Raw genomic sequence first — 23,072 nt, forward strand, 5'->3', positions numbered from 1 at the left:
TTTTATGCCGTGCGCAGCCGTCTAAACCAGTTTTCCGGGCGGGCGAACATCACCAGATTCCCGGTTAATATCAGCAGCAGCCCCGCAATTCCATTACTGTGCCACACGTACCCCTCGTACACCGTCGAGAATGAGAGCGCCACCAGCGGGAACAGCAGGGTGCTATACGCCGCTTTGCCCGCGCCGATACGCCCGACCAGCGTGAAGTAAGCACCAAAGGCAATCACCGAGCCAAACAGTGCCAGATAGAGCAGGGCGCCCATGTAGCTCACCGACCAGACCGGCGTAAAGTCATCTCCGCGGATCAGCGCAATTGCCCCCATCACCAGGGTGCCGTAGAGCATTGCCCAGGCATTGGTGGTCATGGTTTCCAGCCCGTTACGCTGGTGGCGCAGGCTGATCATATTCCCCAGCGAGAAGCCGTAAGTACCCAGAGCCGAGAGGGCAATGCCGAACAGCAGACTGGTGCTCCAGCCGCTGGCTAACAGGTCGTTCCAGAACAGGGTAATAATACCGAGCAGCCCCAGCGCCGCCGCCAGATAAAAGCGCGCGGGAGGACGCTGGCCAAAGAAGAGGAAGCTGTTCAGGGCGTTATACAGTACCGCCATCGAAAAAATTACCGATTCGAGGCCGGTGTTGATATGGGCCGCCGCGGTATAGAAGCACCAAAAGTTAAAGCAGAAGACACAGCAGCCTTGCAGGATGCAAAACAGATGGTCGCGAAAGGCCAACGGGCGCAGGCGGCGCAGGATCAGCAGCACCGTCATGATGGCGGCGGTGGCGACGGCAAAGCGCCAGAAAATCGAGACCGGCGCAGGCACCGGCCCCTGTTGGAGGAAGATGGCAATCCAGGTGGTTCCCCAGATCACCACCACCAGCGCATACAGTAATGCATTCATCGTTTTTTCTCTTATCAGCAAAGTCTGGGGGTAGTATGGCGTCAGGAAGAGTGGCTTTCTTTCACAGACTTGCGGTGGACTTGCATATTCTTGCGCTTTTTTCCCGGCGGAGAGGCGACAGGGCTGGTACTGAATGGCAGATCTTTTTAGACTTATTAATTCTTATTCATCAGGGTGTGAGTCGTTATGGCTGAGATGTACGGTGCCTTTGAAAATCTGCGCAAACATAAAGCGGTGCTGCACAATGCCGTGGCGCTGAATTCGGGGATCCAGCTGGCGGCCTGGTCAAATAAACGCGACACCATTACGCAATATTGCGATCACCATACCCTGAGCCTCTACATTGCCGACGGCTATGAGAGCTATCACAAAACCTCAGCGGGCTGGAAAAACGGCGGCGGCCCGGACCGTTTCTGCCTGATGCCTAAGGAGAGCGAGTCAACCTGGGATATCCGCGACGACCTGTCGTTTATCCACCTCTACTGTACCGATGCGCACCTGCGTCACGTCGGCGAGCAGATCTGGGACAAAAGCCCGTACAGCTTTACCCTGGACGAAAACCTGTTTGGTGACGATGCCAGCATTACCGCCCTGTACCGCCATTTTATCCTCGGCTGCGACTGGCAGCAGTCGGCCAACCAGCTGACGCTGAGCACCGCTTCGACGCTGCTTCTGACTCATCTGGTGCAGCATTACAGCAACGTGCAGTGGACGCTGCCAACGGTAACGGGCGGCCTGTCGCCGTTCGTGCTGCGTAACGTGCTGGGGTTTATTGAGGAGAATCTGGCCCAGCCGTTAACGCTGGCGGATCTGGCGGCGCAGGCAAGCCTGAGCGAGTTTCATTTTGCCCGCATGTTCCGTCAGTCGATGCAGATGGCTCCGCATCAGTACGTGATGCAGCGCCGGATGGAGAGGGCTAAAAGTCTGGTGCGGCATACCGGCAAGCCGTTGACCGAAATCGCCCTGGCCTGCGGATTCAGCTCCGCCAGCCATTTCAGTAACCGCTTTCGCGCCGCCACCGGGCTGACGCCGTCTCAGCTACGCGCGTCGGGTGCGTGACAGCAGGGCGTAGCAGACCCCGCCCGCCACTAATCCCCAGAACGCCGAACCGATCCCGGCAAGCGTAGCCCCGCTGGCGGTAAGCAAAAACGTCACAATCGCAGCATCGCGTTCGGCCTCATTGTGCAGCGCCTGATGCAGGCTGCCACCGATGGTGCCCAGTAACGCCAGCCCTGCTAAGGTCTGGATCCAGCTTAACGGCAGGGCCGCCATCAACCCGCTGATGGAGCCGCCGAAAATACCTGCCAACAGATAAAAAACGCCTGCCGCCGCTGCAGCCAGCCAGCGTTTACTGGCATCCGGGTGCGCATCCGGGCTTTGACAGATGGCTGCCGTGATTGCCGCGATGCAGATGGAATAGACCCCAAACGGCGATAACAGCAGCGCCAGCCCGCCGGTGAAGACAATCAGCGGCGAGACGGCCACCGGATAACCGGAGGCTTTAAGGGTGGCGAACCCCGGAGCATTCTGCGAGGCCATGGTGACCAGGAAGAAGGGCAGACCGATACTCACCAGCGTCGTGAGCGTGAAGGTCGGGGCGATAAATTCCGGCATCACTACGGCGAGCGTTAACTTTTCCGTGACAACGTCACCTTTTAGTGCTGCCACCGCACCGCCCACCAGCAGGGTTGCAACGATGGCATACCGCGGCGCGAAGGCTTTGGTCAACAGCCATGCCAGTAGCATACTTCCGCACAGCAGCAGATGCCCCTCCAGATTGCTAAACGCCTGCAGGCCGAAGCGTAACAGAACGCCCGCAAGCATCGCCGCCGCCAGCGAATGGGGAATGATCTTCATCAGCCGGGCAAACAGGCCACTCACGCCGCAGATCAGAATCAGGGCATTGGCAAAGATAAAGATGCCGATGGTTTCGGACAACGTGACCCCCTGTAAGCTGGTGGCCAGCAGGGCAGCGCCGGGCGTTGACCAGGCGGTAAGTACCGGCGCTTTATACCACCAGGACAGCGCCAGGGTGCTGATCCCCATGCCGATCCCGAGCGAGGTCATCCAGCCTGCAATCTGTGGTGCCGTCGCACCTGCCGCCGACGCGGCCTGCCAGATGATGGCAGCGGAGCTGGCATAGCCCACCAGTACGGCAACGAAACCTGAAAGCAGAGTGGGAAAAGCGATCGTGGAGAGACGCATGGGAACTCCGTTGTGCGTTATAACAGCCAAAAATGTATCACTGTGCGCTATAGCATACAAGTGGTACACTCGCGGCAACGGGAGGGTCCATGGACATCACACAACATCTTGCCATCACACTGAAAACGCTGCGTCAGGCACGCGGCTGGAGTTTGTCGAAGCTGGCAGAAGAGACCGGGGTATCGAAAGCGATGCTCGGCCAGGTGGAACGTAATGAATCCAGCCCGACAGTGTCGACGCTGTGGAAAATCGCCACCGGGCTAAACGTGCCATTCTCCACCTTTATCACCCCTGATGCCGAGAACCCGCCGCTTTTTGACCCGCAGCAGCAGGCGATGGTGGTTAAACCCCTGTTCCCCTGGGATGAGGCACTTAAGTACGACCACTTTTCGATTACCCTCGCACCGGGCGCACTCAGTGAATCCACGCCACACGAAACCGGCGTGATTGAGCATGTGGTGGTGATCAGCGGCGAACTGGAGATGCAGATCGACGGTACCTGGCAGACGCTTTTCCCTGATACCGGCCTGCGTTTTGCCGGGGATAAACCCCACGCCTACCGCAACAGCAGCGGCCAGCCGGTGCACTTTCACTCGCTTATCCATTATCCCCGCTAAAGGCGCGCAAAACAGTTCCGTTAGCCCATACTTCTGACTACAATAGCCGCCATTTTGACCATAACGGATAACGACGAAGTATGCGCCTGCCATCCCATCATCTTGAACTCTTAAGCCCGGCTCGTGACGCCGCCATTGCCCGTGAAGCGATCCTTCATGGTGCCGACGCGGTCTATATCGGCGGACCTGGTTTTGGCGCCCGCCATAATGCCAGCAACAGCCTGCGCGATATCGCTGAACTGGTGCCATTCGCCCACCGTTTCGGGGCGAAGGTGTTTGTGACCCTGAACACCATTCTTCATGATGATGAACTGGAGCCTGCGCAGCGTCTGATCACTGACCTGTATCAGACCGGCGTCGATGCGCTGATCGTGCAGGATATGGGTGTGCTTGAGATGGATATCCCACCGATTGAGCTGCACGCCAGTACCCAGTGCGATATCCGCAGCGTGGAGAAAGCGAAGTTCCTCTCGGATGCCGGTTTCACCCAGATCGTGCTGGCGCGCGAGCTGAATCTCAACCAGATCCGCGACATTCGGCAGGCCACCGATGCCACCATCGAATTCTTTATCCACGGTGCCCTGTGCGTGGCCTATTCCGGCCAGTGCAATATCTCCCATGCTCAGACCGGGCGCAGTGCCAACCGCGGCGACTGCTCACAGGCCTGCCGTCTGCCGTATACGCTGAAAGACGATCAGGGGCGCGTGGTCGCTTTCGAAAAACACCTTCTGTCGATGAAAGACAACGACCAGACGGCCAACCTGGGGGCACTGATCGACGCGGGCGTGCAATCCTTCAAAATTGAAGGACGTTACAAAGACATGAGCTACGTGAAGAACATCACCGCCCATTACCGTCAGATGCTCGATGCCATCATTGAGGATCGCGGCGGTCTGGCGCGCAGCTCTGCCGGCCGCACCGAGCACTTCTTTATTCCCTCCACCGACAAGACTTTCCATCGCGGCAGCACTGACTACTTCGTGAATGCGCGTAAAGACGACATTGGCGCGTTCGATTCACCGAAATTTATCGGCCTGCCGGTGGGCGAGGTGCTGAAGGTGGCGAAAGATTACCTCGATGTTGAAGTGACCGAACCGCTGGCCAATGGCGATGGCCTGAATGTGATGATCAAACGTGAAGTGGTGGGATTCCGCGCCAATACGGTAGAGAAAACCGCTGAAAACCGTTATCGCGTCTGGCCGAACGAAATGCCTGCTGACCTGTATAAAGCGCGTCCGCATGCCGCGCTGAACCGCAACCTCGACCATAACTGGCAGCAGGCGCTGCTGAAAACCTCCAGCGAGCGTCGTATCGCGGTGGATATCGAGCTGGGTGGTTGGGAAGAGCAGCTGATCCTCACCATGACCAGTGAAGATGGCACCAGCGTGACTCACACTCTGGACGGGCAATTTGAGGTGGCGAACAACGCCGAAAAAGCGCTCAACAACCTCAAGGACGGCATCGCCAAACTGGGCCAGACCATCTATTACGCCCGGGATATTCAGGTCAACCTACCTGGCGCGCTGTTTGTGCCGAACAGTCTGTTGAACCAGTTCCGTCGTGAAACCGCCGACATGCTCGACGAAGCCCGTCTGGCAAATTACCCGCGCGGCAGCCGCAAAGCCGTCTCTGTACCGCCGCCGGTCTACCCGGATACGCATCTCTCGTTCCTGGCGAACGTCTACAACCACAAGGCGAGGGCGTTTTATCAGCGCTATGGCGTTGAGCTGATCGATGCTGCTTATGAAGCACACGAAGAGAAGGGCGACGTACCGGTGATGATCACCAAGCACTGCCTGCGCTTTGCCTTTAACCTCTGTCCGAAGCAGGCTAAAGGCAGCATCAAGAGCTGGAAGGCCACGCCGATGCAGCTGGTGAACGGCGATGAGGTGTTAACCCTGAAATTTGATTGTCGTCCCTGCGAAATGCACGTAATCGGCAAGATGAAAAACCACATCCTCAAAATGCCACAGCCGGGCAGCATTGTGGCCTCCGTCAGCCCTGACGATCTGCTGAAAACGCTGCCGAAGCGCAAAAGCAGCTAATTAACGCAAGTGAGTATCCGGTTTGCGCGACTTCTGCCAGTAATGATGTTCGCGCAAACCTTCTGCTGACTCTTCCGCCACGGCGCGCAGTTCATCGCTGTCCGCCTCATGGCGCAGCTGATGATCCACGTTCTTCACCCAATAAAACTCATGTCCTTTGTGTCCCGCCATCAACTGACCGGAAAACAGCGCGCAGGTCAGCATCACCATCGATAACGTTTTTGTAAACATTCTGCCACCACCCGGTTACGTTGAGGGAACATCATGCCGATAGTTCAGTGAGGTTATTATTAGGATCTTCAAAGGCACGAAAAGGTTTTGTCAGATTTTGTCGGTGAGTGGGGCAGCGGACTGTCTTCTCTCCTCTGTGAGGAGAGGGCCAGGGTGAGGGGACATCATGCCGATAGCTCAGCGATGTTAATACCAGCCCCTTCAGAGGCGCGAAAAGGTCTTCTCAGCATTTGCCGATGAATAGCGTACCGGACTGTTCCCTCTCCCCTGTGAGGAGAGGGCCAGGGTGAGGGGACATCATGCCGATAGCTCAGCGATGTTAATACCAGCCCCTTCAAAGGCGCGAAAAGGTTTTCTCAGCATTTGCCGGTGAATAGCGCACCGGACTGTTCCCTCTCCCCTGTGGGGAGAGGGTTAGGGTGAGGGGAAACAGGCGGCTCATACTGTGATTCTGCTGCCCTTATCAATGCGACTTGAACCCCGCTGCGGTCATCAGCACACGGAAGAACATCCCCACCAGCGCCAGTGCCAGTACGCTGCCGCCCCAGATAATCACCATCCACATCAGACGTTTCCAGACAGGTTGATTCATCAGTGATAGCCCTCCCCAGGCTGGACTTTGCCGCGAAACACGTAATAGCTCCAGAAAGTGTAGACAAGGATGATCGGGATAATGAATAACGCCCCCACTAACATGAAGCCCTGGCTCTGTGCTGGCGCGGCAGCCTGCCACAGGGTGATCGATGGCGGAATGATATGCGGCCAGATGCTGATCCCAAGCCCGCTAAAGCCGAGGAAGATTAGCCCGAGGGTCAACACAAAGGGCAAATGGTGGCTGTGCGGGTTATTCAGGCTGCGCCACTGCCACAGGCCCAACACGACCACCAGCACCGGAACCGGCAGCAGGAAGAACAGGTTCGGCAGGCTGAACCAGCGCCCGGCGATAGCGGGTTGTGAAAGCGGGGTCCAGATGCTGATGACGGCGATAATGCCCAGCAGGGCCAGCAGCAGACGTTTTGACACCTGACGCATGCGCCCCTGCAACGGGTTTTCACTTTTCATCACCAGCCAGGTGGCACCTAAAAAGGCATAGGCCACCACCAGCCCCAGGCCGCAGAACAGGTTGAAGGGGGTAAACCAGTCGAACGGGCCACCGGCGAAGGCGCGGCCGCTGACCGCAAAGCCGTTGATCACCGCGCCCACCACCATGCCCTGAGTAAAGGTGGCCAGCACCGACCCGCCGATAAAGGCCTTATCCCAGAAGGGGCGATGCGCGGGCGCCGCCTTGAAGCGGAACTCAAACGCCACGCCGCGGAAAATCAGGCCGATCAGCATTAACGTCAAGGGAATGGTCAGGGCATCGATGATCACCGCATAGGCCAGCGGAAAGGCACCAAACAGCGCCGCGCCCCCCAGCACCAGCCAGGTTTCATTGCCGTCCCACACTGGGGCGACGCTGTTGACCATAACATCCCGGTCGTCGGCATCCTGGATGGCAGGAAACAGAATGCCAATGCCCAAATCAAACCCGTCCATCACGATATACATCAGGGTAGCGAAGACGATAATTACAAACCAGATCAGGGAAAGATCGATACCCATTATGGTGTCTCCTTGGTAGTAAATTCAGTGCTTGCTGCCGAGAGCGGGCGTGCCGGACGGCCATCGTGTTCGGTCGGGAAAGACTCTTCTTCCTGCGGCCCCTTTTTAATCAGGCGCACCATATAGCTGTAACCGACGCCAAACACCGAGGTGTAGACCACAATAAAGGCCAGCAGGCTGACGCTCATGTGCAGATCGCCATGCGCCGACACCGCATCTTTGGTTCTTTGCAGCCCGTACACCACCCACGGCTGGCGGCCCACTTCGGTGGTGATCCACCCGGCGAGAATGGCAATCAAGCCCGATGGCCCCATCAGCAGGGCAAACCACAGGAATGGCCGGGAGTGATAGAGCCGCTGCTTATAGCGCAGCCACAGGGCAACGGCGCCCAGCAACAGCATCAACATCCCCAGCCCGGCCATAATGCGGAACGACCAGAAGACGATGGTGGCGTTAGGACGGTCCTCTTTCGGGAACTCCTTCAGCGCAGGCACTTGCTTATCAAGACTGTGGGTGAGGATCAGGCTGCCGAGCGCCGGGATTTCCAGCCCGTAGCGGGTGCGCTCCTGCTCCATATCCGGCCAGCCAAACAGCAGCAGCGGGGTCGGCTCGCCGTGCGGGTTCTCCCAGTGGCCTTCGATGGCGGCAATTTTGGCAGGTTGATGTTTCAGGGTGTTCAGGCCGTGCATATCCCCGACCATCGCCTGAATAGGGGCCACGATCAGCGTCATCCACAGTGCCATGGAGAACATACGACGAATGGCGGCGGTATTATTTCCGCGCAGCAGGTGCCACGCTGCCGAGGCCGCGACAAAGAGCGCGCTGCTGAGAAACGCGGCGATGGACATATGCAGCAGGCGATACGGGAAGGAGGGATTGAATACCACCGCAAACCAGTCCACCGGCACCACCTGGCCATTAACGATCTCAAAGCCCTGCGGGGTCTGCATCCAGCTGTTGGAGGCGAGGATCCAGAAGGTCGAGATAATGGTGCCCAACGCCACCATGCAGGTGGCAAAGAAGTGCAGTCCCGGCCCGACTTTATTCCAGCCGAACAGCATCACGCCGAGAAAACCGGCTTCGAGGAAGAAGGCGGTCAACACTTCGTAGGTCAGCAGCGGGCCGGTAATGCTGCCGGCAAACTGTGAAAAACCGCTCCAGTTGGTGCCGAACTGGTAGGCCATTACCAGCCCCGAGACCACGCCCATGCCAAAGTTGACGGCGAAAATCTTCGACCAGAAATGGTACAGCGAGCGCCAGACGGGGTTTTTGCTTTTCAGCCATAACCCCTCCAGCACGGCCAGATAGCTGGCGAGGCCAATGGTGATCGCCGGGAAAATAATGTGGAAGGAGACAGTAAAAGCAAACTGGATCCTCGCCAGATGAAACGCATCTAAACCAAACATGCACAACCTCAAGGTCAATCGGTGTGGCTGTTATGGTAAAGGGAAGGGAAACTGAGTATCAGAGACAGAAAAGGGGAATTTATGTATAACAGTTTGCCTTAATCAGATGAAATCCCTGGACTGTTATATCTCTGAGCAACCGTGAGCGGATGAGATCGCGCTGGCGGTCCTGCACTGTTATGAGGAAATATTAAGAAGGGGCAAAGGCCCCGTCATGTTATTGGGTTTTGTTTTTATACAAATATCGGGCGAATAGCCAGATTAACAAAGTGGTTAAGAGAAGGGATAAAACCGATAAAGTGAATATGTAACGGTCGTACCATTGTGCTTCGGTCAGAAAACCAAACTTATCTGTGTAAATGTCATAGAGATAGATGTCGGGCATAGTGATGCATAATAACGAATAAACAAGACACAGAAGAGCTAGCTCCGACAACCAAATCACTACACTTGTGCTGGGTTTCATCAATATATCTGGATAGTGCCAAATGCTTTAAGCTCCGCGGTAATGTGTAAAGAACCGGTGCTTAATAATGCATGATGGAGGATTCGATAATGAGAATGGACTGGCAACGTAATACATCCTTCACTGATACCAGAAGTGCCTGCCGGATGTAAACGGAAAGCGCCACGCTCTACGTTATCAATAAAAGTTAAGTCGTCTAAAGCGCCATCGTCCCGGTAAAGCGCAAACCAAAAATCGCGATTTGAACCGCTTTCCAGTTCTTTGAGCATATCGTGCCATCGGGATCTCATCCCACCGCGAGAACGAGTGACAATGTATTATTTCCCGGGAGGCAAAGGACCTTTCTTTTTAAGAGCTATAGCGTCTGGATTATTTCTGTTAATGCCTGAATGTCCAGAATAGGCTGGAAAGAAGCCCACTCCAGGACAACTTAAGGTAGACATTTGACCACCGTTCAAATGAAATGTGCAACGGATCATCTGTCATTCCATGTATCAGAAAATATAATGTTCCCATCACAATGCTTCCAGGTGATTTTTTCATACCGCAAAGCAATAGACTCGAGATCATTATGTTTTTCAGTGGAGGGATTTTTCACGTCATGCATAAGAGGACAAACGGAAACGACTTTCACACCTTCAAGGAGCATATTAAAATACTCCTGTTCTAACCCTGCATCATTGATGCGATACCATTTAAATTCTGCAGATTTCAGCGTTTGACCGTGAGCAACAGCTTTATAGAGATAAGGGCTTGAAGCGTCGAACTCTTTCTCAAAAACAAGGGCACTGTGAACACGTGTACCGGTTATTTTGCCCGTATTGCTGTCAGTAGGTAAATGAAGACCGTGACCAAATCCTAATATTTCAATACTGCCTTCACGTTGGCGAACATCTACAGAACCACGGATATCCGCTCCACCATCGTCTTTTAACCACAGATACGCCGGAATGGCCATAACAAACTCCTTTTGTCAGTTAGCTAAAACATGCATGTCTTAACATCGGATCTCTGACAAAGGCCAGGCATAACGTGCCATAGTTATTGCAAATATATAATGCGTTTATATACGTGATATTGATTCGTTCAGGTGCGAAACGTCTCGCGTAGCCCCCCACGCGAGACCGCTATTTACGCGTCGCGCCAGCCCATCTCCGGCGCAACGTGCTTCAGAATCGACTCAATCACATGCACGTTATACTCCACGCCCAGCTGGTTCGGCACGGTCAGTAACAAGGTATCTGCTTCGGCGATCGCTTCGTCCTGTTTCAGCTGGGCAATCAGCTTGTCAGGCTCGGCGGCATAGCTGCGTCCGAAAATGGCGCGGGTTTTCTCATCCAGGTAACCGACGCTATCGCTTTCGTTACGGCTGGAGCCGAAATACATCCGATCGCGGTCGTCCATCAGGGCAAAAATGCTGCGGCTGACCGAGACGCGCGGCGTGCGGGTATGTCCCGCTTCGGCCCAGGCGTCGCGGTAGGCGCGGATCTGTTTCGCCTGCTGGATGTGGAACGGCTCGCCGGTTTCATCGTCCTTCAGGGTGGAGCTTTGCAGGTTCATCCCGAGCTTTGCGGCCCATACCGCGGTGGCGTTCGAACCTGCCCCCCACCAGATCCTGTCCCGCAGCCCTTCGGAATGCGGCTCCACGCGCAATAGTCCCGGTGGGTTAGGGAACATCGGTTGCGGATTGGGTTTGGCAAAACCTTCGCCGCGCAGGGCCTCTAATAGCACTTCGGTATGGCGGCGCGCCATATCAGATTCGTTTTCACCTTCGCCCGGCACGTAACCAAAGTAGCGCCAGCCGTCGATCACCTGCTCAGGGGAGCCGCGGCTGATGCCCAGCTGTAGACGTCCCCCGGCGATCAGATCGGCTGAACCGGCATCTTCTGCCATGTAGAGCGGATTTTCATAGCGCATATCAATAACGCCAGTACCGATCTCAATCCGGCTGGTTTTCGCGCCAATCGCGGCCAGCAGCGGGAAGGGGGAGGCCAGCTGGCGGGCAAAATGGTGTACGCGGAAGTACGCGCCATCCGCGCCCAGCTCTTCGGCGGCAACCGCCAGATCGATGGATTGCAGCAGGGCGTCGGATGCGGTGCGGGTCCCGGACTGCGGCGATGGCGTCCAGTGACCAAATGACAAAAATCCGATCTTTTTCATGGCGGGAATTCCTGGGTTCGAAGAAAGACAATGATCTCTACTTTACGGATTACCGGTTGAGAAGAAATGCCGTTTATTTCACAGAAGCTGTCAAAAAATTTGAATGAATACAGAGAGTCGCGTAATAGAAAGAATATTAACGTGAAAACCGCTTGCATCCTGTACGAAGCCGTGCGTTAATGATCTATCGGTTTGAATCCAAAAAATATCCGTCGCAGTTTCTTAAAGCATTCTCATCACGTTGTGCCTCTCCGCAGCCTCTCTTGGGTTTTTTCTTTACGCTCTGAACGTTCTGATTAGTTTTGTCTCAGACCATTATTGCCTTCAAAGGCCCATTAGTATTTAACGTTTTTACGTTCTGGAGATTTACATGAGTTCTAATATTCATTTTCGTTGCCCATGCTGTCATGGTTCGCAGTTCCGTACTTCCGCATTTGACGTGTCTGAAAAAAATCCGCACGGTGCGAAATGCATTTTCTGCAAATCATCCATGATCACGCTCGATCATTTAGCCGCCTCACGCCATGCGCGCCGGGTGCCGTTTGAGCTTCGTAAGTAAGTCAGTCGGGCGCCGTCACGCCTGCTGAAATTCACACCTCTATCTATAACAGTTTATTAATCCTGCCTTTTTTCTCCTGCTGATATACTATGTGATGCAGCAAGGAGAACCCGATGAAAAAATACCAGCGCCTGGCGCAGCAAATCATTTCGCAGATCGAGCTTGGTGTCTGGCAGCCCGGCGATAAACTGCCTTCCCTGCGTGAGCAGGTGACCAGCAGCGGAATGAGCTTTATGACCGTCGGTCATGCGTACCAGATGCTGGAAAGCCAGGGCCGCATTGTGGCGCGTCCGCAGTCAGGCTACTACGTGGCGGCCCGTCCAACCGGTCAACAACCCATGCCGCCCGCGCAGGTGATGCGCGATGAAGCCGTGGATATCAACACCTATATCTTTGATGTTCTGCAGGCCAGCCGCGATCCCTCGGTCGTGCCCTTTGCCTCAGCCTTTCCCGATCCCCGTCTCTTTCCCTTACAACAATTAAACCGCTCTCTGGCGAACGTCAGTAAAACCGCGACCGCCATGAGCGTGATTGAGAACCTGCCGCCGGGCAACGTCGATCTGCGTCACGCCATTGCCCGCCGCTATGCCCAGCAGGGGATGAATATCTCCCCGGATGAAATTGTGATTACCGCCGGTGCCCTCGAAGCGCTGAACCTCAGCCTGCAGGCAGTGACCGAACCGGGTGACTGGGTGATCGTTGAGAACCCCTGTTTCTATGGCGCACTACAGGCGCTGGAGAGGCTGAAGCTGAAAGCGCTGTCAGTGGCAACCGACGTGCGTGAGGGGATCGATCTCAACGCGCTGGCGCAGGCGCTGAACGACTACCCGGTAAAAGCCTGCTGGCTGATGACGAACGGGCAAAACCCGCTGGGCTTTACCCTCAGCGCCGACAAAAAAGCGCAGCTTATCGCCTTGCTTGCCGAACATAACGTCACCCTGATCGAGGACGATGTCTATAGCGAGCTTTACTACGGGCGCGAAAAGCCGCTCCCGGCGAAAGCCTGGGATCGCAGCGACATGACGCTACACTGCTCGTCATTCTCTAAATGTCTGGTGGCCGGGTTTCGCATTGGCTGGGTGGCCGCCGGGAAACATGCCCGTCGCATTCAGCAGCTCCAGCTGATGAGCACCTTATCCACCAGCTCCCCGATGCAGCTGGCGCTGGTGGACTATCTCGCCACCAAACGCTACGACGCCCATCTGAGACGCTTGCGCCGCACGCTGGCCGAACGTAAACAGCTGGCGTGGCAGGCGCTGCTGCGCCATCTGCCCGCTGAAGTGAAAATCCACCACAGCGACAGCGGCTACTTCTTATGGCTGGAACTGCCCGCGCCGCTGGATGCCGGAGAGCTTAGCGCCCGCGCGCTGGGGCATCACATCAGCATTGCGCCGGGCAAGATGTTTTCCACCTCCAATACCTGGACGCCGTTTTTCCGCTTTAATACCTCCTGGGCCTGGGGAGAGCGAGAGGAGCAGGCGGTGATCCAGTTAGCACACATAATTCGCGGGATGTTAAAAACGCAAAAATAGTATTTTCTCGCTATTGATTATCGCCGCAGAATAATTGTTTCTTATCCTGTTAATAACGCCGCAATTAATTTTCGGCGTTTTTTTATTGTCGCCCATAGGAAATATGCATATTGCCCGCAACGGCTAACCCCTTGTCTATAATCCAGTTACCGGGGAATGCGCCCCCGGTCACAACCTGGTGAAATTTCTACAGCCCGCCGGGTGGGCGGCAATGGCGCGGTCTACGTTTAATTAAGGAGATATTCTTATCGGCACGGCTGCCTTCTGATTTCATTACGACAGGAGTAATAGGTATGAGCAAAAAATTTGCCCGTAGCAGCCTGTGCGCGCTCGGTATGACTGTTTTGACTGCGCAGGCGGCAGAGCCTCCAAAAGCGATCGGTCAGGGCGAAGGGCGACTGGATATCATTGCCTGGCCGGGCTATATCGAACGTGGCGAGACCGACAAAGCCTACGACTGGGTGACCGCGTTTGAAAAAGAGACCGGCTGTAAGGTCAACGTCAAAACCGCAGCCACCTCTGATGAGATGGTCAGCCTGATGGCGAAGGGCGGGTATGACCTGGTCACTGCCTCCGGCGATGCCTCTCTGCGCCTGATCATGGGTAAACGCGTTCAGCCGATTAACCCTGACTTAATCCCCAACTGGAAAACCCTCGACCCGCGGATCGTTAAGGGAGAGTGGTTTAACGTCGACGGCAAAGCCTACGGCACGCCTTATCAGTGGGGGCCCAACCTGCTGATGTACAACACCAAAACCTTCCCGACCCCGCCGGATACCTGGGGCGTGGTGTTCAAACAACAAAATCTCCCGGACGGTAAATCCAACAAAGGGCGGGTTCAGGCCTACGATGGCCCGATCTATGTCGCCGATGCGGCGCTGTACGTCAAAGCCACGCAGCCGGAACTGGGGATCACCGACCCTTATCAGCTGACGGAAGAGCAGTACGCGGCGGTGGTCAAAGTGTTGAAAGACCAGCATCCGCTTATCCATCGCTACTGGCATGACACCACCGTCCAGATGAGTGATTTCAAAAACGAAGGGGTGGTCGCCTCCAGCGCCTGGCCGTACCAGGCCAACGCCCTGAAAGGCGAGAATCAGCCGATTGGCACCGTCTTCCCGAAAGAGGGCGTGACGGGCTGGGCCGATACCACCATGCTGCACGCCGATGCCAAACACCCGATGTGTGCCTACAAGTGGATGAACTGGTCGCTGACGCCAAAAGTGCAGGGCGATCTGGCTGGCTGGTTCGGATCGCTGCCGGTGGTGGCGGAAGGCTGTAAAGCCAGCACCCTGCTGGGGGATAAAGGCTGCGAAACCAACGGCTACAACTACTTCGACAAGATCATGTTCTGGAAAACGCCTGTCGCCAACGGCGGCAAATTTGTGCCTTACAGCCGCTGGGTTCAGGACTACATCGCCATCATGGGTGGTCGTTAAGCGCCAGGGAGCGGATTATGACGTACGCAGTAGAGTTTAATGATGTCTCACGCCTGTATGGCGACGTGCGTGCGGTGGACGGGGTAACGATCCGGATTCGTGACGGCGAGTTTTTCTCGATGCTGGGGCCTTCCGGCTCCGGCAAAACCACCTGCCTGCGCCTGATTGCGGGCTTTGAACAGCTCAGCGGTGGTTCCATCGCTATCTTTGGCAAAGATGCCAGCGAACTCCCGCCCTGGGAGCGCGACGTCAATACCGTCTTTCAGGACTACGCGCTCTTTCCCCACATGACAATCCTCGAGAACGTCGCCTATGGGTTGATGGTAAAAGGGATCAACAAAACCACCCGTCAGGCCCAGGCGCGGGAAGCCCTGGAGAAGGTCGGCTTAAGCTTCGCGGAAACCCGCAAACCCTCGCAGCTGTCGGGCGGCCAGCGTCAACGGGTGGCGATAGCCCGGGCGCTGGTCAATCAACCCCGGGTTCTGCTGCTGGATGAACCCCTCGGGGCGCTGGACCTGAAATTGCGCGAGCAGATGCAGTTTGAACTGAAAAAATTGCAGCAGGAGCTGGGCATCACCTTTATTTTCGTGACCCACGACCAGGGCGAAGCGCTGTCGATGTCGGATCGGGTGGCGGTGTTCAACAATGGCCGTATCGAGCAGGTGGATACCCCACACGAACTCTATCTCCGCCCGCGCACGCCGTTCGTGGCCAGCTTCGTTGGCACGTCGAACGTCTTCACCGATGCCCTGGCGCAACGTGTCTGCGGCCTGTCGGGAAGCTACTCCCTGCGCCCGGAACATATTCGCCTCGATGGGGAAGGTGAAATTCAGGTTCAGGGCCGGGTGCAGGCCGTACAGTTCCAGGGGGCGGCCACCCGTTTCGAGCTACGCCTTGCCGAAGGCGAAAAACTGCTGGTAAGTCAGGCGAACCTGGCCGGAACCACGCCGGGGACGGGGCTGGAACCAGGGCAGATGGTCACCGCCTCGTGGGCGCGCGACGCCATGGTGCCGCTGCATGAGGAGGGGTGAAATGGACATGAGCGTTTCACCTCCGCCGGCATCGCACGGTCTTTCAGGGCGTCTGTCGGCGCTGTTCTGGCGCAGACCGGCGCTGGGGCTGTTCTTACTCCTGCTCGGCCCGCTGATGTGGTTTGGCATTGTCTATCTAGGGTCATTGTTTGCCCTGCTGTGGCAGGGATTCTACACCTTCGATGACTTCACCATGTCGGTGACGCCTGACCTGACTTTCGCCAACATCCGCGCGCTCTTTAACCCGGCCAACTACGACATCATTCTCCGCACCCTGACGATGGCGATTGCCGTCACCCTTGGCTGCGCGATTCTGGCGTTCCCCATGGCCTGGTATATGGCGCGGTACACCCGTGGCAAGTGGAAAGCCTTTTTCTATATCGCGGTGATGCTGCCGATGTGGGCCAGCTATATCGTTAAAGCCTACGCCTGGACGCTGCTGCTGGCGAAAGACGGCGTGGCGCAGTGGTTTCTGAGCCATATGGGGCTGGAGCCGCTGCTGACGTCGCTGTTGACGGTGCCGGGCATCGGGGGCAGTACGCTTTCGACCTCCGGGCTGGGGCGGTTTCTGGTGTTCGTCTATATCTGGCTGCCGTTTATGATCCTGCCGGTGCAGGCGGCACTTGAACGTCTGCCCGCCTCAATGCTGCAAGCCTCTGCCGATCTCGGGGCCAGACCGCGTCAGACCTTCCGCTATGTCGTCCTGCCGCTGGCGATCCCGGGCATTGCCGCTGGGTCGATCTTCACCTTTTCACTGACGCTGGGCGATTTTATCGTGCCGCAGCTCGTCGGCCCGCCGGGATACTTTATTGGGCAGATGGTTTACTCCCAGCAGGGGGCGATCGGCAATATGCCGATGGCAGCCGCCTTTACGCTGGTGCCGATTGTTCTCATTACTGTCTATCTGGCGTTCGTGAAGCGCCTGGGAGCGTTTGATGCACTCTGAACGCGCACCGTTGTTTCTGAAAATCGCCACCTGGGGCGGGGTGATCTTCCTGCACTTCCCGCTGCTGATTATTGCCATCTATGCTTTTAATACTGAGGATGCGGCGTTCAGTTTTCCGCCGCAGGGGCTGACGCTGAAGTGGTTTAGCGCGGCGGCAGGGCGCAGCGACATTATCGAATCGGTCATCTTGTCACTGAAAATCGCTGCCCTCTCAACGGTGATTGCCCTGGTACTGGGTACCCTGGCGGCAGCGGCATTATGGCGGCGGGAATTTTTTGGTAAGAACGCGGTATCGCTGATGCTGATCCTGCCGATTGCGCTGCCAGGGATCATCACCGGTCTGGCGCTGCTGACGGCGTTCAAAACCATCAATCTGGAGCCAGGTTTCTTCACCATCATTCTCGGTCACGCCACGTTCTGCGTGGTGGTGGTGTTCAATAATGTGATTGCCCGTTTCCGGCGTACCTCGTGGAGCCTGATCGAGGCGTCAATGGATCTGGGCGCTAACGGCTGGCAAACCTTCCGCTATGTGGTGCTGCCCAATCTGGGGTCGGCGCTGCTGGCGGGGGGAATGCTGGCGTTCGCCCTGTCGTTTGACGAGATCATCGTCACGACCTTTACCGCCGGACATGAGCGCACCTTGCCGCTGTGGCTGTTAAACCAGCTCGGCCGCCCGCGCGATGTGCCGGTGACTAACGTGGTGGCCCTGCTGGTCATGCTGGTGACCGCCATTCCCATTCTGGGGGCCTGGTGGCTAACCCGCGACGGCGAAGATGTTGCCGGAAGCGGGAAATAACGTTGATTCAAACAGGACAATACTATGCAAACGCAACTGCTGATTAATGGTGAACTGGTCAACGGCGAAGGGGAAAAGCAGCCGGTCTATAACCCTGCGACTGGCGAGGTGCTGCTGGAGATCGCAGAAGCCTCAGCCGCCCAGGTGGATGCTGCCGTACAGGCCGCCGACCGGGCCTTCGCCAGCTGGGGGCGTACCACACCAAAAAGCCGTGCTGAGTGCCTGCTCAGGCTAGCGGATACCATCGAGGCTAATGCCGACACCCTGGCGCGGCTGGAGTCGCAAAACTGCGGCAAACCCCTGCACTGCGTACTGGGGGATGAAATTCCGGCCATAGCCGACGTGTTTCGCTTCTTTGCTGGCGCGGCGCGTACCCTGAACGGTTCGGCGGCGGGGGAATATCTGGAGGGACACACCTCGTTGATCCGTCGCGACCCGGTGGGCGTTGTCGCGTCGATTGCCCCCTGGAACTATCCGCTGATGATGGCGGCGTGGAAGCTGGCCCCGGCGCTGGCCGCCGGGAACTGCGTGGTGCTTAAACCCTCTGAGATAACGCCGCTCACCGCCCTGAAACTGGCTGAACTGGCAAAAACCATCTTCCCGGCCGGGGTGCTTAATGTGCTGTTCGGGCGGGGCAAAACTGTGGGTGACCCGCTGACCGGGCATGAAAAGGTGCGGATGGTGTCGCTTACCGGCTCTATCGCCACGGGGGAACACATCATTGGACATACCGCCTCGTCCATCAAGCGCACCCATATGGAGCTGGGCGGTAAAGCGCCGGTGATCGTCTTTGATGACGCGGATCTCGACGCGGTGGTGGAGGGGGTACGCACCTTTGGCTTCTACAACGCCGGTCAGGACTGTACCGCCGCCTGTCGTATCTACGCGCAAAAGGGCATTTATCCGGCGCTGGTGGAGAAACTGGGTGCCGCGGTCGCCAGCCTGAAAATCGGCGCCCCGGATGACGAAAGCACCGAGCTTGGCCCGCTAAGTTCGCAGGCGCATCTCGACCGGGTATGCAAAGCCGTGGATGAAGCCAAAGCCCTCGGGCATGTGCAGGTCATCACCGGCGGCAGCAAGCACGACGGCAAAGGCTACTGGTTCCAGCCGACCCTGTTGGCAGGCGCGAAACAGGAAGATGCCATTGTCCAGCGGGAAGTGTTTGGCCCGGTAGTGAGTGTGACGGAATTCGACGATGAGGAGCAGGTTCTGGCCTGGGCCAACGCGTCGCAATACGGGTTGGCCTCCTCGGTGTGGACCCAGGACGTGGGCCGCGCACACCGCGTCAGCGCGCACCTGCAGTATGGCTGCACCTGGGTGAATACTCACTTTATGCTGGTCAGCGAAATGCCCCACGGCGGGATGAAAATGTCGGGCTACGGCAAGGATATGTCGGTGTATGGGCTGGAGGATTACACCGTGGTCAGACATGTAATGTTTAAACATTAATGACTTATCACCGCCGGTAGAAAGAAATCTCACCGGCGGTGATAAATATATTCTTTTTGTGAATATATTAAATATTTAACATTCTTATCCCCGCAAGAATATATCGTCAGCTTTTTTCACCTGTCGCCCTAAATTAAATCGCCTGGCCGCCGATACCGAAGTAAATCCATAATAAAATCGCCCTGACCATGCTTGCAATTAATCATAACGAGATTGCCGGGCTCTCACTTAAGTCCCGGAATGCTAACAGTACTTTACTGGCCCAGACGATTGAACGGCTCTCATCCGGCTTGCGTATTAACAGCGCGAAGGATGATGCCGCCGGGCAGGCCATTGGCAACCGGATGTTCGCCAACATCAATGCGGACAAGGCGATCTCACGTGGGCTGGATGACGCGATAAGCCTGGCGCAGACGGCAGAAGGGAGCCTGAGCGACGTCAGCGCGATGCTGATCAAAGCCAAAAGCCTGGCCATTCAGGCGGCAAACGGCACCTTATCGCAGTCCGACCGGGACAGTATCAACCAGGAATATCAGCAGATACTGGGGACAATTACCCAAATCTCCGAGCAAACCGAGATCTTCGGGCAATATCCGCTGGCGACCGATAAGCCGGTATTACCGCCGCAATTAATTGGCGATGTTATGCCGCTGGATCGTAAATTCCCGGTAGCGGGCACCGATTATTCTTTCAGTTCCGGTGTTATTCCGCTGGCCTATATTCCGGCCGGGTCGACCAATATCACTATTAACATTGATTCGCTGGGTCTGGATGACGATCTGCAGATATTTACCCGGGATGGTAAACATCTCGCGGGCACGCCATTAAACGGACCGGATGCGGATTATACCTGGGTGAGCCGCGGCATCACCGATGGCGCGAAAGCGACCGCATCGGTGCTGACGGCCAAAAACGGTTTCAGCAGCGGGGCGGTCTATGATGACTCGCAGCTGATTGACGGCGGTCCCAGCTGGAGTTACAGCGGTGAAACGCTTAACTATAACGGGATGAACATCTCCTATAGCGGGGATGGCGATCGCTATGAAGATAAGGCGTCCGGGGCCTGGAACGACGGTGCCAACGGTTCGAACCGCCTTGAACGCATCACGCTGGATACCGTGACGGAAGATTTGCTGGTGATGGTGGTGGGCAGCGGTTCTTTTACCAGCAACATCACCTGGGGTAATTTGCCGACACCGTCGATTACGCCTACCGTGCCGCCAAAACAGAGCCGCCCTATAGAAGTGGCGACCAGCGCCAATTTCGGTGAAGCCATGCAGTCCACCACCATTGAGCCGACGCCAACGGATCTGAAGACGCTGCAACTGGAAAGCACTGATATGATCACCGAGGCGGGGGCCAAAAAGTGTATGGGGTTACTGGATGCCGCGCTGGAAAAAGTGAGCGGCTATCGCGCGCAGTATGGCGCGGTGATCAACCGGTTCGAATCCAGCAAGGCCGTGCTGTCCCAGCAGAACATCTCCCTGCAAGCGGCCCGCAGCCGGATACAGGATGCCGACTACGCCGCCGAGGCCAGCCAACTGGCCCGGGCGCAGATTCTGGATCAAAGCCAGAATGCGGCCCTGAAAATGGCCAATCAGGTGCCGCAGACGGTGTTGGAACTGCTGAAAGGGTGACGGGGGCGGCTACCAGCCGCAGACCTCGTGCTCATTTTCAGTGTCGTACGCGCGCACGGTATTCACCAGGTCTTTGACCACCTGCGCGGCGACGTCCGGGATCATCAGCTCCATCGGGGCGTCCGTCTCGTAATCCACCGACACACCGTTGCTATTGTTAGTGACGGTGACGGTATAGGTTGCCTTGCCCATGAAGTTACTCCTTCTCTGTTTACGACTTTCTCAAAACGTCGGGTTCAACGAAAAAGTCGATATTGAAATAGGTATCGTCGGTCATCACTTCGATGTGGTGCCAGCGTTCAGGTGGAAATACGCCAAAATGCCCGGCCTCAATGACCAGGACGCTGTCCGGCTCAGGCGAGGTTTCGTCGGCATAGCCGAGGTAACGCACCGCGCCCTGCATCACGCTGAGACGGGGATAGACGCCGGGTTGGGTGCCGGTATCCAGATGGCGTTTGAAAATTCCCGCAGGCGCGGTGTCTTTGTTCCAGAAGGGCGTTGAGCGGGTGTGAATACAACTTTTCGGAATAGGCAGCATAATGTTCTCCCTGTAAAACCTGGGACTATTACAGCACTAAAGGACAACGCAGATTTGGCAGAATGTGCATTTAAAATGCACTTTAAAGTGGTACTCCCGAAGCAGGCTATACTTACTTATTCCGAAGGTCACAAAGGAGAGTCTGATGTTACACGTTGATAAAGACAAATCCCGTAAAGTGCCCGACTCGGGTAATAAAAAGCCTCAGCCGGTGAAGAAGTAGTCCCGGGATCCAGGGCCGCATAATGCGGCCCTTTTTGTTTGTAGGGGAAGGCAGTTCGGGTTAAAAGATGTAGCAAAAGCTACTCTTTTGTTAGTAACCATAAAATCAATGTGGCTAATTTGTAACGAAAAACTTGATCTGTCTCAACATTTGCCGCATATTGCGCGCGGTTATTGCGCAGCAGACAAGGTGAATGAGATGACGTTGTATCAAAAAATGTTAATGTTTTATGCCGTCATGGCGGCCATTAGTGCCCTTATCACCTGGTTTCTCTCCAAAGATCGCAAACGCATCCGCTTTCTGAGCGCCTTCCTGGTGGGGTCTACCTGGCCGATGAGTTTTCCGGTTGCACTGCTGATTTCCCTCTTCTGAATGCTGCTCCGGCGCGGCTTTTTGCCGGATGCGGGGCAGGTGCCTTATCTGGCCTACAACATCTGGCGATAGCATCCTTCGGTGATGAACTGTATAAATAATCAGTCATCAGAAAAGGAGTGCTTATGAACAGCTTCTATTCCCACCAGGCCCGTTGCACGGTGCGCTGGCAGGAATTGCCCGGGCACGGCGAACCGCTGGTTTTTATTCATGGTCTCGGCTGTGCTTCTTCTTACGAATATCCTCGTATCGTCTGCGATCCTCAGTTCGGTTCCCGCCGGGCCATTCTTATCGATCTTCCTGGCAGTGGTTACAGCGATAAACCTGAAACATTCAGCTATCAGACCTCGGCGCAGGCGAAGGTGGTCATCGAGCTGCTCGATCATTTAGCGATAACGTCATTCTGGCTGTACGGGCACAGCATGGGCGGCAGCATCGCAATCGAAGCGGCAGAGCTGGCCGATAGCCGCCTGCTGGGTCTGATTGTTTCCGAACCCAATTTCCACGGTGGCGGTGGCACCTTTAGTCGGGGCATTGCCGCCCGAACGGAAGAGGATTTTGTGCGTAACGGTTATCAGGCCATGCTGGAGGCTGAAACCTCACCCTGGAAGGGATGCTTGCAAAGCACTGCCCCCTGGGCAGTGTGGCGCGGTGCAGCCAGTCTGGTCGAAGGGGTACACCCCAGCTGGAGCGCACGTTATCTAACGTTACCTTGCCCGGTATGGCTGATTTTTGGTGAACTTTCGCTGCCCGATCCCGATGTAGACGAGATGCGTCAGCAGGGTGTTGAGGTAAAAATCATCCGCGATGCAGGCCATTCGATGTCCTGGGAGAATCCGTCGGCGCTGGCGAAGGTGTTATCTGATTGCCTGTCAGAGAGAAACGACCCGCATTGATACGGGCCGGTATTCCAGGCCTG

At 56.2% G+C, this 23,072-nt stretch carries 24 protein-coding genes; 13 read left to right on the forward strand and 11 right to left on the reverse strand.

Features of this window, described 5'->3' with window-relative positions; translation table 11 throughout:
- Positions 1-2 precede the first annotated feature (2 nt).
- Complete coding sequence (locus ABIE02_RS18500) at positions 3-899, reverse strand: DMT family transporter (RefSeq protein WP_059307849.1); 897 nt, start codon at positions 897-899, stop codon at positions 3-5.
- 186 nt (positions 900-1,085) lie between these two features.
- Here ABIE02_RS18500 and ABIE02_RS18505 point away from each other — a divergent pair, with 186 nt between their 5' ends.
- Positions 1,086-1,958 (forward strand): helix-turn-helix domain-containing protein, encoded by an 873-nt coding sequence (locus ABIE02_RS18505; protein WP_103792296.1) that lies wholly within the window; start codon positions 1,086-1,088, stop codon positions 1,956-1,958.
- Here ABIE02_RS18505 and ABIE02_RS18510 read toward each other — a convergent pair.
- Positions 1,938-3,125 carry a benzoate/H(+) symporter BenE family transporter gene (locus tag ABIE02_RS18510; RefSeq protein WP_270735492.1) on the reverse strand — a complete coding sequence of 396 codons (1,188 nt, stop codon included), beginning with the start codon at positions 3,123-3,125 and terminating at the stop codon, positions 1,938-1,940. The two genes, ABIE02_RS18505 and ABIE02_RS18510, sit on opposite strands and share 21 nt — an antisense overlap.
- A gap of 68 nt (positions 3,126-3,193) precedes the next feature.
- Between ABIE02_RS18510 and ABIE02_RS18515 the strand changes: the two genes are divergently transcribed.
- Together ABIE02_RS18515 and ABIE02_RS18520 are read left to right on the forward strand one after the other, a co-directional pair.
- Positions 3,194-3,721: a helix-turn-helix domain-containing protein gene (locus tag ABIE02_RS18515; RefSeq protein ID WP_223610726.1), complete on the forward strand. Its 528-nt coding sequence runs from the start codon at positions 3,194-3,196 to the stop codon at positions 3,719-3,721.
- Positions 3,722-3,801: 80 nt separating this feature from the next.
- Entirely contained in the window at positions 3,802-5,766 is a 1,965-nt protein-coding gene (locus ABIE02_RS18520; RefSeq protein ID WP_032610880.1) for a peptidase U32 family protein, read from the forward strand.
- Here the strand turns inward: ABIE02_RS18520 and ABIE02_RS18525 are convergent, their stop codons facing one another.
- The 7 genes from ABIE02_RS18525 to ABIE02_RS18555 form a co-directional block, all read right to left on the reverse strand.
- On the reverse strand, positions 5,767-5,997 hold the full coding sequence (locus tag ABIE02_RS18525; protein WP_032610879.1) for a DUF2554 family protein: 231 nt from the start codon (positions 5,995-5,997) through the stop codon (positions 5,767-5,769).
- Between the two features lie 463 nt (positions 5,998-6,460).
- Positions 6,461-6,589 carry a DUF2474 domain-containing protein gene (locus tag ABIE02_RS18530; protein ID WP_032610877.1) on the reverse strand — a complete coding sequence of 43 codons (129 nt, stop codon included), beginning with the start codon at positions 6,587-6,589 and terminating at the stop codon, positions 6,461-6,463.
- Positions 6,589-7,599: a cytochrome d ubiquinol oxidase subunit II gene (cydB, locus tag ABIE02_RS18535; RefSeq protein WP_032610875.1), complete on the reverse strand. Its 1,011-nt coding sequence runs from the start codon at positions 7,597-7,599 to the stop codon at positions 6,589-6,591. The genes ABIE02_RS18530 and cydB overlap by 1 nt, the downstream gene beginning before the upstream one ends.
- Positions 7,599-9,005 (reverse strand): cytochrome ubiquinol oxidase subunit I, encoded by a 1,407-nt coding sequence (locus tag ABIE02_RS18540; RefSeq protein ID WP_336994577.1) that lies wholly within the window; start codon positions 9,003-9,005, stop codon positions 7,599-7,601. Before ABIE02_RS18540 ends, cydB begins: the two co-directional genes overlap by 1 nt.
- 465 nt (positions 9,006-9,470) lie before the next feature.
- Positions 9,471-9,785: a tlde1 domain-containing protein gene (locus ABIE02_RS18545; RefSeq protein ID WP_336994746.1), complete on the reverse strand. Its 315-nt coding sequence runs from the start codon at positions 9,783-9,785 to the stop codon at positions 9,471-9,473.
- A 161-nt stretch (positions 9,786-9,946) separates the two neighbouring features.
- Positions 9,947-10,429 (reverse strand): Hcp family type VI secretion system effector, encoded by a 483-nt coding sequence (locus ABIE02_RS18550; RefSeq protein WP_336994578.1) that lies wholly within the window; start codon positions 10,427-10,429, stop codon positions 9,947-9,949.
- 173 nt (positions 10,430-10,602) lie between these two features.
- Positions 10,603-11,631: an LLM class flavin-dependent oxidoreductase gene (locus ABIE02_RS18555; protein ID WP_117386461.1), complete on the reverse strand. Its 1,029-nt coding sequence runs from the start codon at positions 11,629-11,631 to the stop codon at positions 10,603-10,605.
- 370 nt (positions 11,632-12,001) lie between these two features.
- Between ABIE02_RS18555 and ABIE02_RS18560 the strand changes: the two genes are divergently transcribed.
- The 8 genes from ABIE02_RS18560 (at position 12,002) to ABIE02_RS18595 (ending at position 21,020) form a co-directional block, all read left to right on the forward strand.
- Positions 12,002-12,190 carry a hypothetical protein gene (locus ABIE02_RS18560; protein ID WP_032610866.1) on the forward strand — a complete coding sequence of 63 codons (189 nt, stop codon included), beginning with the start codon at positions 12,002-12,004 and terminating at the stop codon, positions 12,188-12,190.
- Positions 12,191-12,303: 113 nt separating this feature from the next.
- Positions 12,304-13,722, forward strand: a complete 1,419-nt coding sequence (locus tag ABIE02_RS18565) for a PLP-dependent aminotransferase family protein (protein ID WP_059307856.1) — start codon at positions 12,304-12,306, stop codon at positions 13,720-13,722.
- A gap of 293 nt (positions 13,723-14,015) precedes the next feature.
- Positions 14,016-15,161 (forward strand): putative ABC transporter substrate-binding protein YdcS, encoded by a 1,146-nt coding sequence (gene ydcS, locus ABIE02_RS18570; RefSeq protein WP_059307857.1) that lies wholly within the window; start codon positions 14,016-14,018, stop codon positions 15,159-15,161.
- Between the two features lie 17 nt (positions 15,162-15,178).
- Positions 15,179-16,192 carry an ABC transporter ATP-binding protein gene (locus ABIE02_RS18575; protein WP_103792301.1) on the forward strand — a complete coding sequence of 338 codons (1,014 nt, stop codon included), beginning with the start codon at positions 15,179-15,181 and terminating at the stop codon, positions 16,190-16,192.
- Position 16,193: 1 nt separating this feature from the next.
- On the forward strand, positions 16,194-17,138 hold the full coding sequence (locus ABIE02_RS18580; protein WP_144838020.1) for an ABC transporter permease: 945 nt from the start codon (positions 16,194-16,196) through the stop codon (positions 17,136-17,138).
- Positions 17,128-17,934, forward strand: a complete 807-nt coding sequence (locus tag ABIE02_RS18585; protein WP_032610856.1) for an ABC transporter permease — start codon at positions 17,128-17,130, stop codon at positions 17,932-17,934. Before ABIE02_RS18580 ends, ABIE02_RS18585 begins: the two co-directional genes overlap by 11 nt.
- A 24-nt stretch (positions 17,935-17,958) precedes the next feature.
- Positions 17,959-19,383, forward strand: coding sequence for an aminobutyraldehyde dehydrogenase (gene patD, locus ABIE02_RS18590; protein WP_163604490.1), 1,425 nt, complete (start codon positions 17,959-17,961; stop codon positions 19,381-19,383).
- Positions 19,384-19,571: 188 nt separating this feature from the next.
- Entirely contained in the window at positions 19,572-21,020 is a 1,449-nt protein-coding gene (locus ABIE02_RS18595; protein WP_071886449.1) for a flagellin, read from the forward strand.
- Between the two features lie 9 nt (positions 21,021-21,029).
- On the opposite strand, the gene ABIE02_RS18600 is transcribed toward ABIE02_RS18595, so the two are convergent.
- Together ABIE02_RS18600 and ABIE02_RS18605 are read right to left on the reverse strand one after the other, a co-directional pair.
- Entirely contained in the window at positions 21,030-21,212 is a 183-nt protein-coding gene (locus ABIE02_RS18600; protein ID WP_059307860.1) for a DUF1869 domain-containing protein, read from the reverse strand.
- Between the two features lie 19 nt (positions 21,213-21,231).
- Complete coding sequence (locus ABIE02_RS18605) at positions 21,232-21,558, reverse strand: DUF1971 domain-containing protein (protein ID WP_032610847.1); 327 nt, start codon at positions 21,556-21,558, stop codon at positions 21,232-21,234.
- Between the two features lie 421 nt (positions 21,559-21,979).
- On the opposite strand from ABIE02_RS18605, the gene ABIE02_RS18610 reads away from it, so the two are divergent.
- Positions 21,980-22,153 (forward strand): GhoT/OrtT family toxin, encoded by a 174-nt coding sequence (locus ABIE02_RS18610; protein WP_032610845.1) that lies wholly within the window; start codon positions 21,980-21,982, stop codon positions 22,151-22,153.
- 125 nt (positions 22,154-22,278) lie between these two features.
- A complete protein-coding gene (locus tag ABIE02_RS18615; RefSeq protein ID WP_077227836.1) occupies positions 22,279-23,049 on the forward strand; it encodes an alpha/beta fold hydrolase in 771 nt (256 codons plus the stop codon).
- The last annotated feature ends 23 nt before the right edge of the window (positions 23,050-23,072 follow it).

Source organism: Leclercia sp. 1548 (assembly GCF_050435045.1).
In the GTDB taxonomy this organism is placed as follows: domain Bacteria; phylum Pseudomonadota; class Gammaproteobacteria; order Enterobacterales; family Enterobacteriaceae; genus Enterobacter; species Enterobacter adecarboxylatus.

What these genes read in the sequence shown, in the direction of transcription:
- ABIE02_RS18500 (WP_059307849.1), bottom strand. Translation starts at nt 899, where the DNA reads ATGAATGCATTACTGTATGCGCTGGTGGTGGTGATCTGGGGAACCACC.
- ABIE02_RS18505 (WP_103792296.1), top strand. Translation starts at nt 1,086, where the DNA reads ATGGCTGAGATGTACGGTGCCTTTGAAAATCTGCGCAAACATAAAGCG.
- ABIE02_RS18515 (WP_223610726.1), top strand. Translation starts at nt 3,194, where the DNA reads ATGGACATCACACAACATCTTGCCATCACACTGAAAACGCTGCGTCAG.
- ABIE02_RS18520 (WP_032610880.1), top strand. Translation starts at nt 3,802, where the DNA reads ATGCGCCTGCCATCCCATCATCTTGAACTCTTAAGCCCGGCTCGTGAC.
- ABIE02_RS18525 (WP_032610879.1), bottom strand. Translation starts at nt 5,997, where the DNA reads ATGTTTACAAAAACGTTATCGATGGTGATGCTGACCTGCGCGCTGTTT.
- ABIE02_RS18530 (WP_032610877.1), bottom strand. Translation starts at nt 6,589, where the DNA reads ATGAATCAACCTGTCTGGAAACGTCTGATGTGGATGGTGATTATCTGG.
- cydB (WP_032610875.1), bottom strand. Translation starts at nt 7,599, where the DNA reads ATGGGTATCGATCTTTCCCTGATCTGGTTTGTAATTATCGTCTTCGCT.
- ABIE02_RS18540 (WP_336994577.1), bottom strand. Translation starts at nt 9,005, where the DNA reads ATGTTTGGTTTAGATGCGTTTCATCTGGCGAGGATCCAGTTTGCTTTT.
- ABIE02_RS18550 (WP_336994578.1), bottom strand. Translation starts at nt 10,429, where the DNA reads ATGGCCATTCCGGCGTATCTGTGGTTAAAAGACGATGGTGGAGCGGAT.
- ABIE02_RS18555 (WP_117386461.1), bottom strand. Translation starts at nt 11,631, where the DNA reads ATGAAAAAGATCGGATTTTTGTCATTTGGTCACTGGACGCCATCGCCG.
- ABIE02_RS18560 (WP_032610866.1), top strand. Translation starts at nt 12,002, where the DNA reads ATGAGTTCTAATATTCATTTTCGTTGCCCATGCTGTCATGGTTCGCAG.
- ABIE02_RS18565 (WP_059307856.1), top strand. Translation starts at nt 12,304, where the DNA reads ATGAAAAAATACCAGCGCCTGGCGCAGCAAATCATTTCGCAGATCGAG.
- ydcS (WP_059307857.1), top strand. Translation starts at nt 14,016, where the DNA reads ATGAGCAAAAAATTTGCCCGTAGCAGCCTGTGCGCGCTCGGTATGACT.
- ABIE02_RS18575 (WP_103792301.1), top strand. Translation starts at nt 15,179, where the DNA reads ATGACGTACGCAGTAGAGTTTAATGATGTCTCACGCCTGTATGGCGAC.
- ABIE02_RS18580 (WP_144838020.1), top strand. Translation starts at nt 16,194, where the DNA reads ATGGACATGAGCGTTTCACCTCCGCCGGCATCGCACGGTCTTTCAGGG.
- ABIE02_RS18585 (WP_032610856.1), top strand. Translation starts at nt 17,128, where the DNA reads ATGCACTCTGAACGCGCACCGTTGTTTCTGAAAATCGCCACCTGGGGC.
- patD (WP_163604490.1), top strand. Translation starts at nt 17,959, where the DNA reads ATGCAAACGCAACTGCTGATTAATGGTGAACTGGTCAACGGCGAAGGG.
- ABIE02_RS18595 (WP_071886449.1), top strand. Translation starts at nt 19,572, where the DNA reads ATGCTTGCAATTAATCATAACGAGATTGCCGGGCTCTCACTTAAGTCC.
- ABIE02_RS18600 (WP_059307860.1), bottom strand. Translation starts at nt 21,212, where the DNA reads ATGGGCAAGGCAACCTATACCGTCACCGTCACTAACAATAGCAACGGT.
- ABIE02_RS18605 (WP_032610847.1), bottom strand. Translation starts at nt 21,558, where the DNA reads ATGCTGCCTATTCCGAAAAGTTGTATTCACACCCGCTCAACGCCCTTC.
- ABIE02_RS18610 (WP_032610845.1), top strand. Translation starts at nt 21,980, where the DNA reads ATGACGTTGTATCAAAAAATGTTAATGTTTTATGCCGTCATGGCGGCC.
- ABIE02_RS18615 (WP_077227836.1), top strand. Translation starts at nt 22,279, where the DNA reads ATGAACAGCTTCTATTCCCACCAGGCCCGTTGCACGGTGCGCTGGCAG.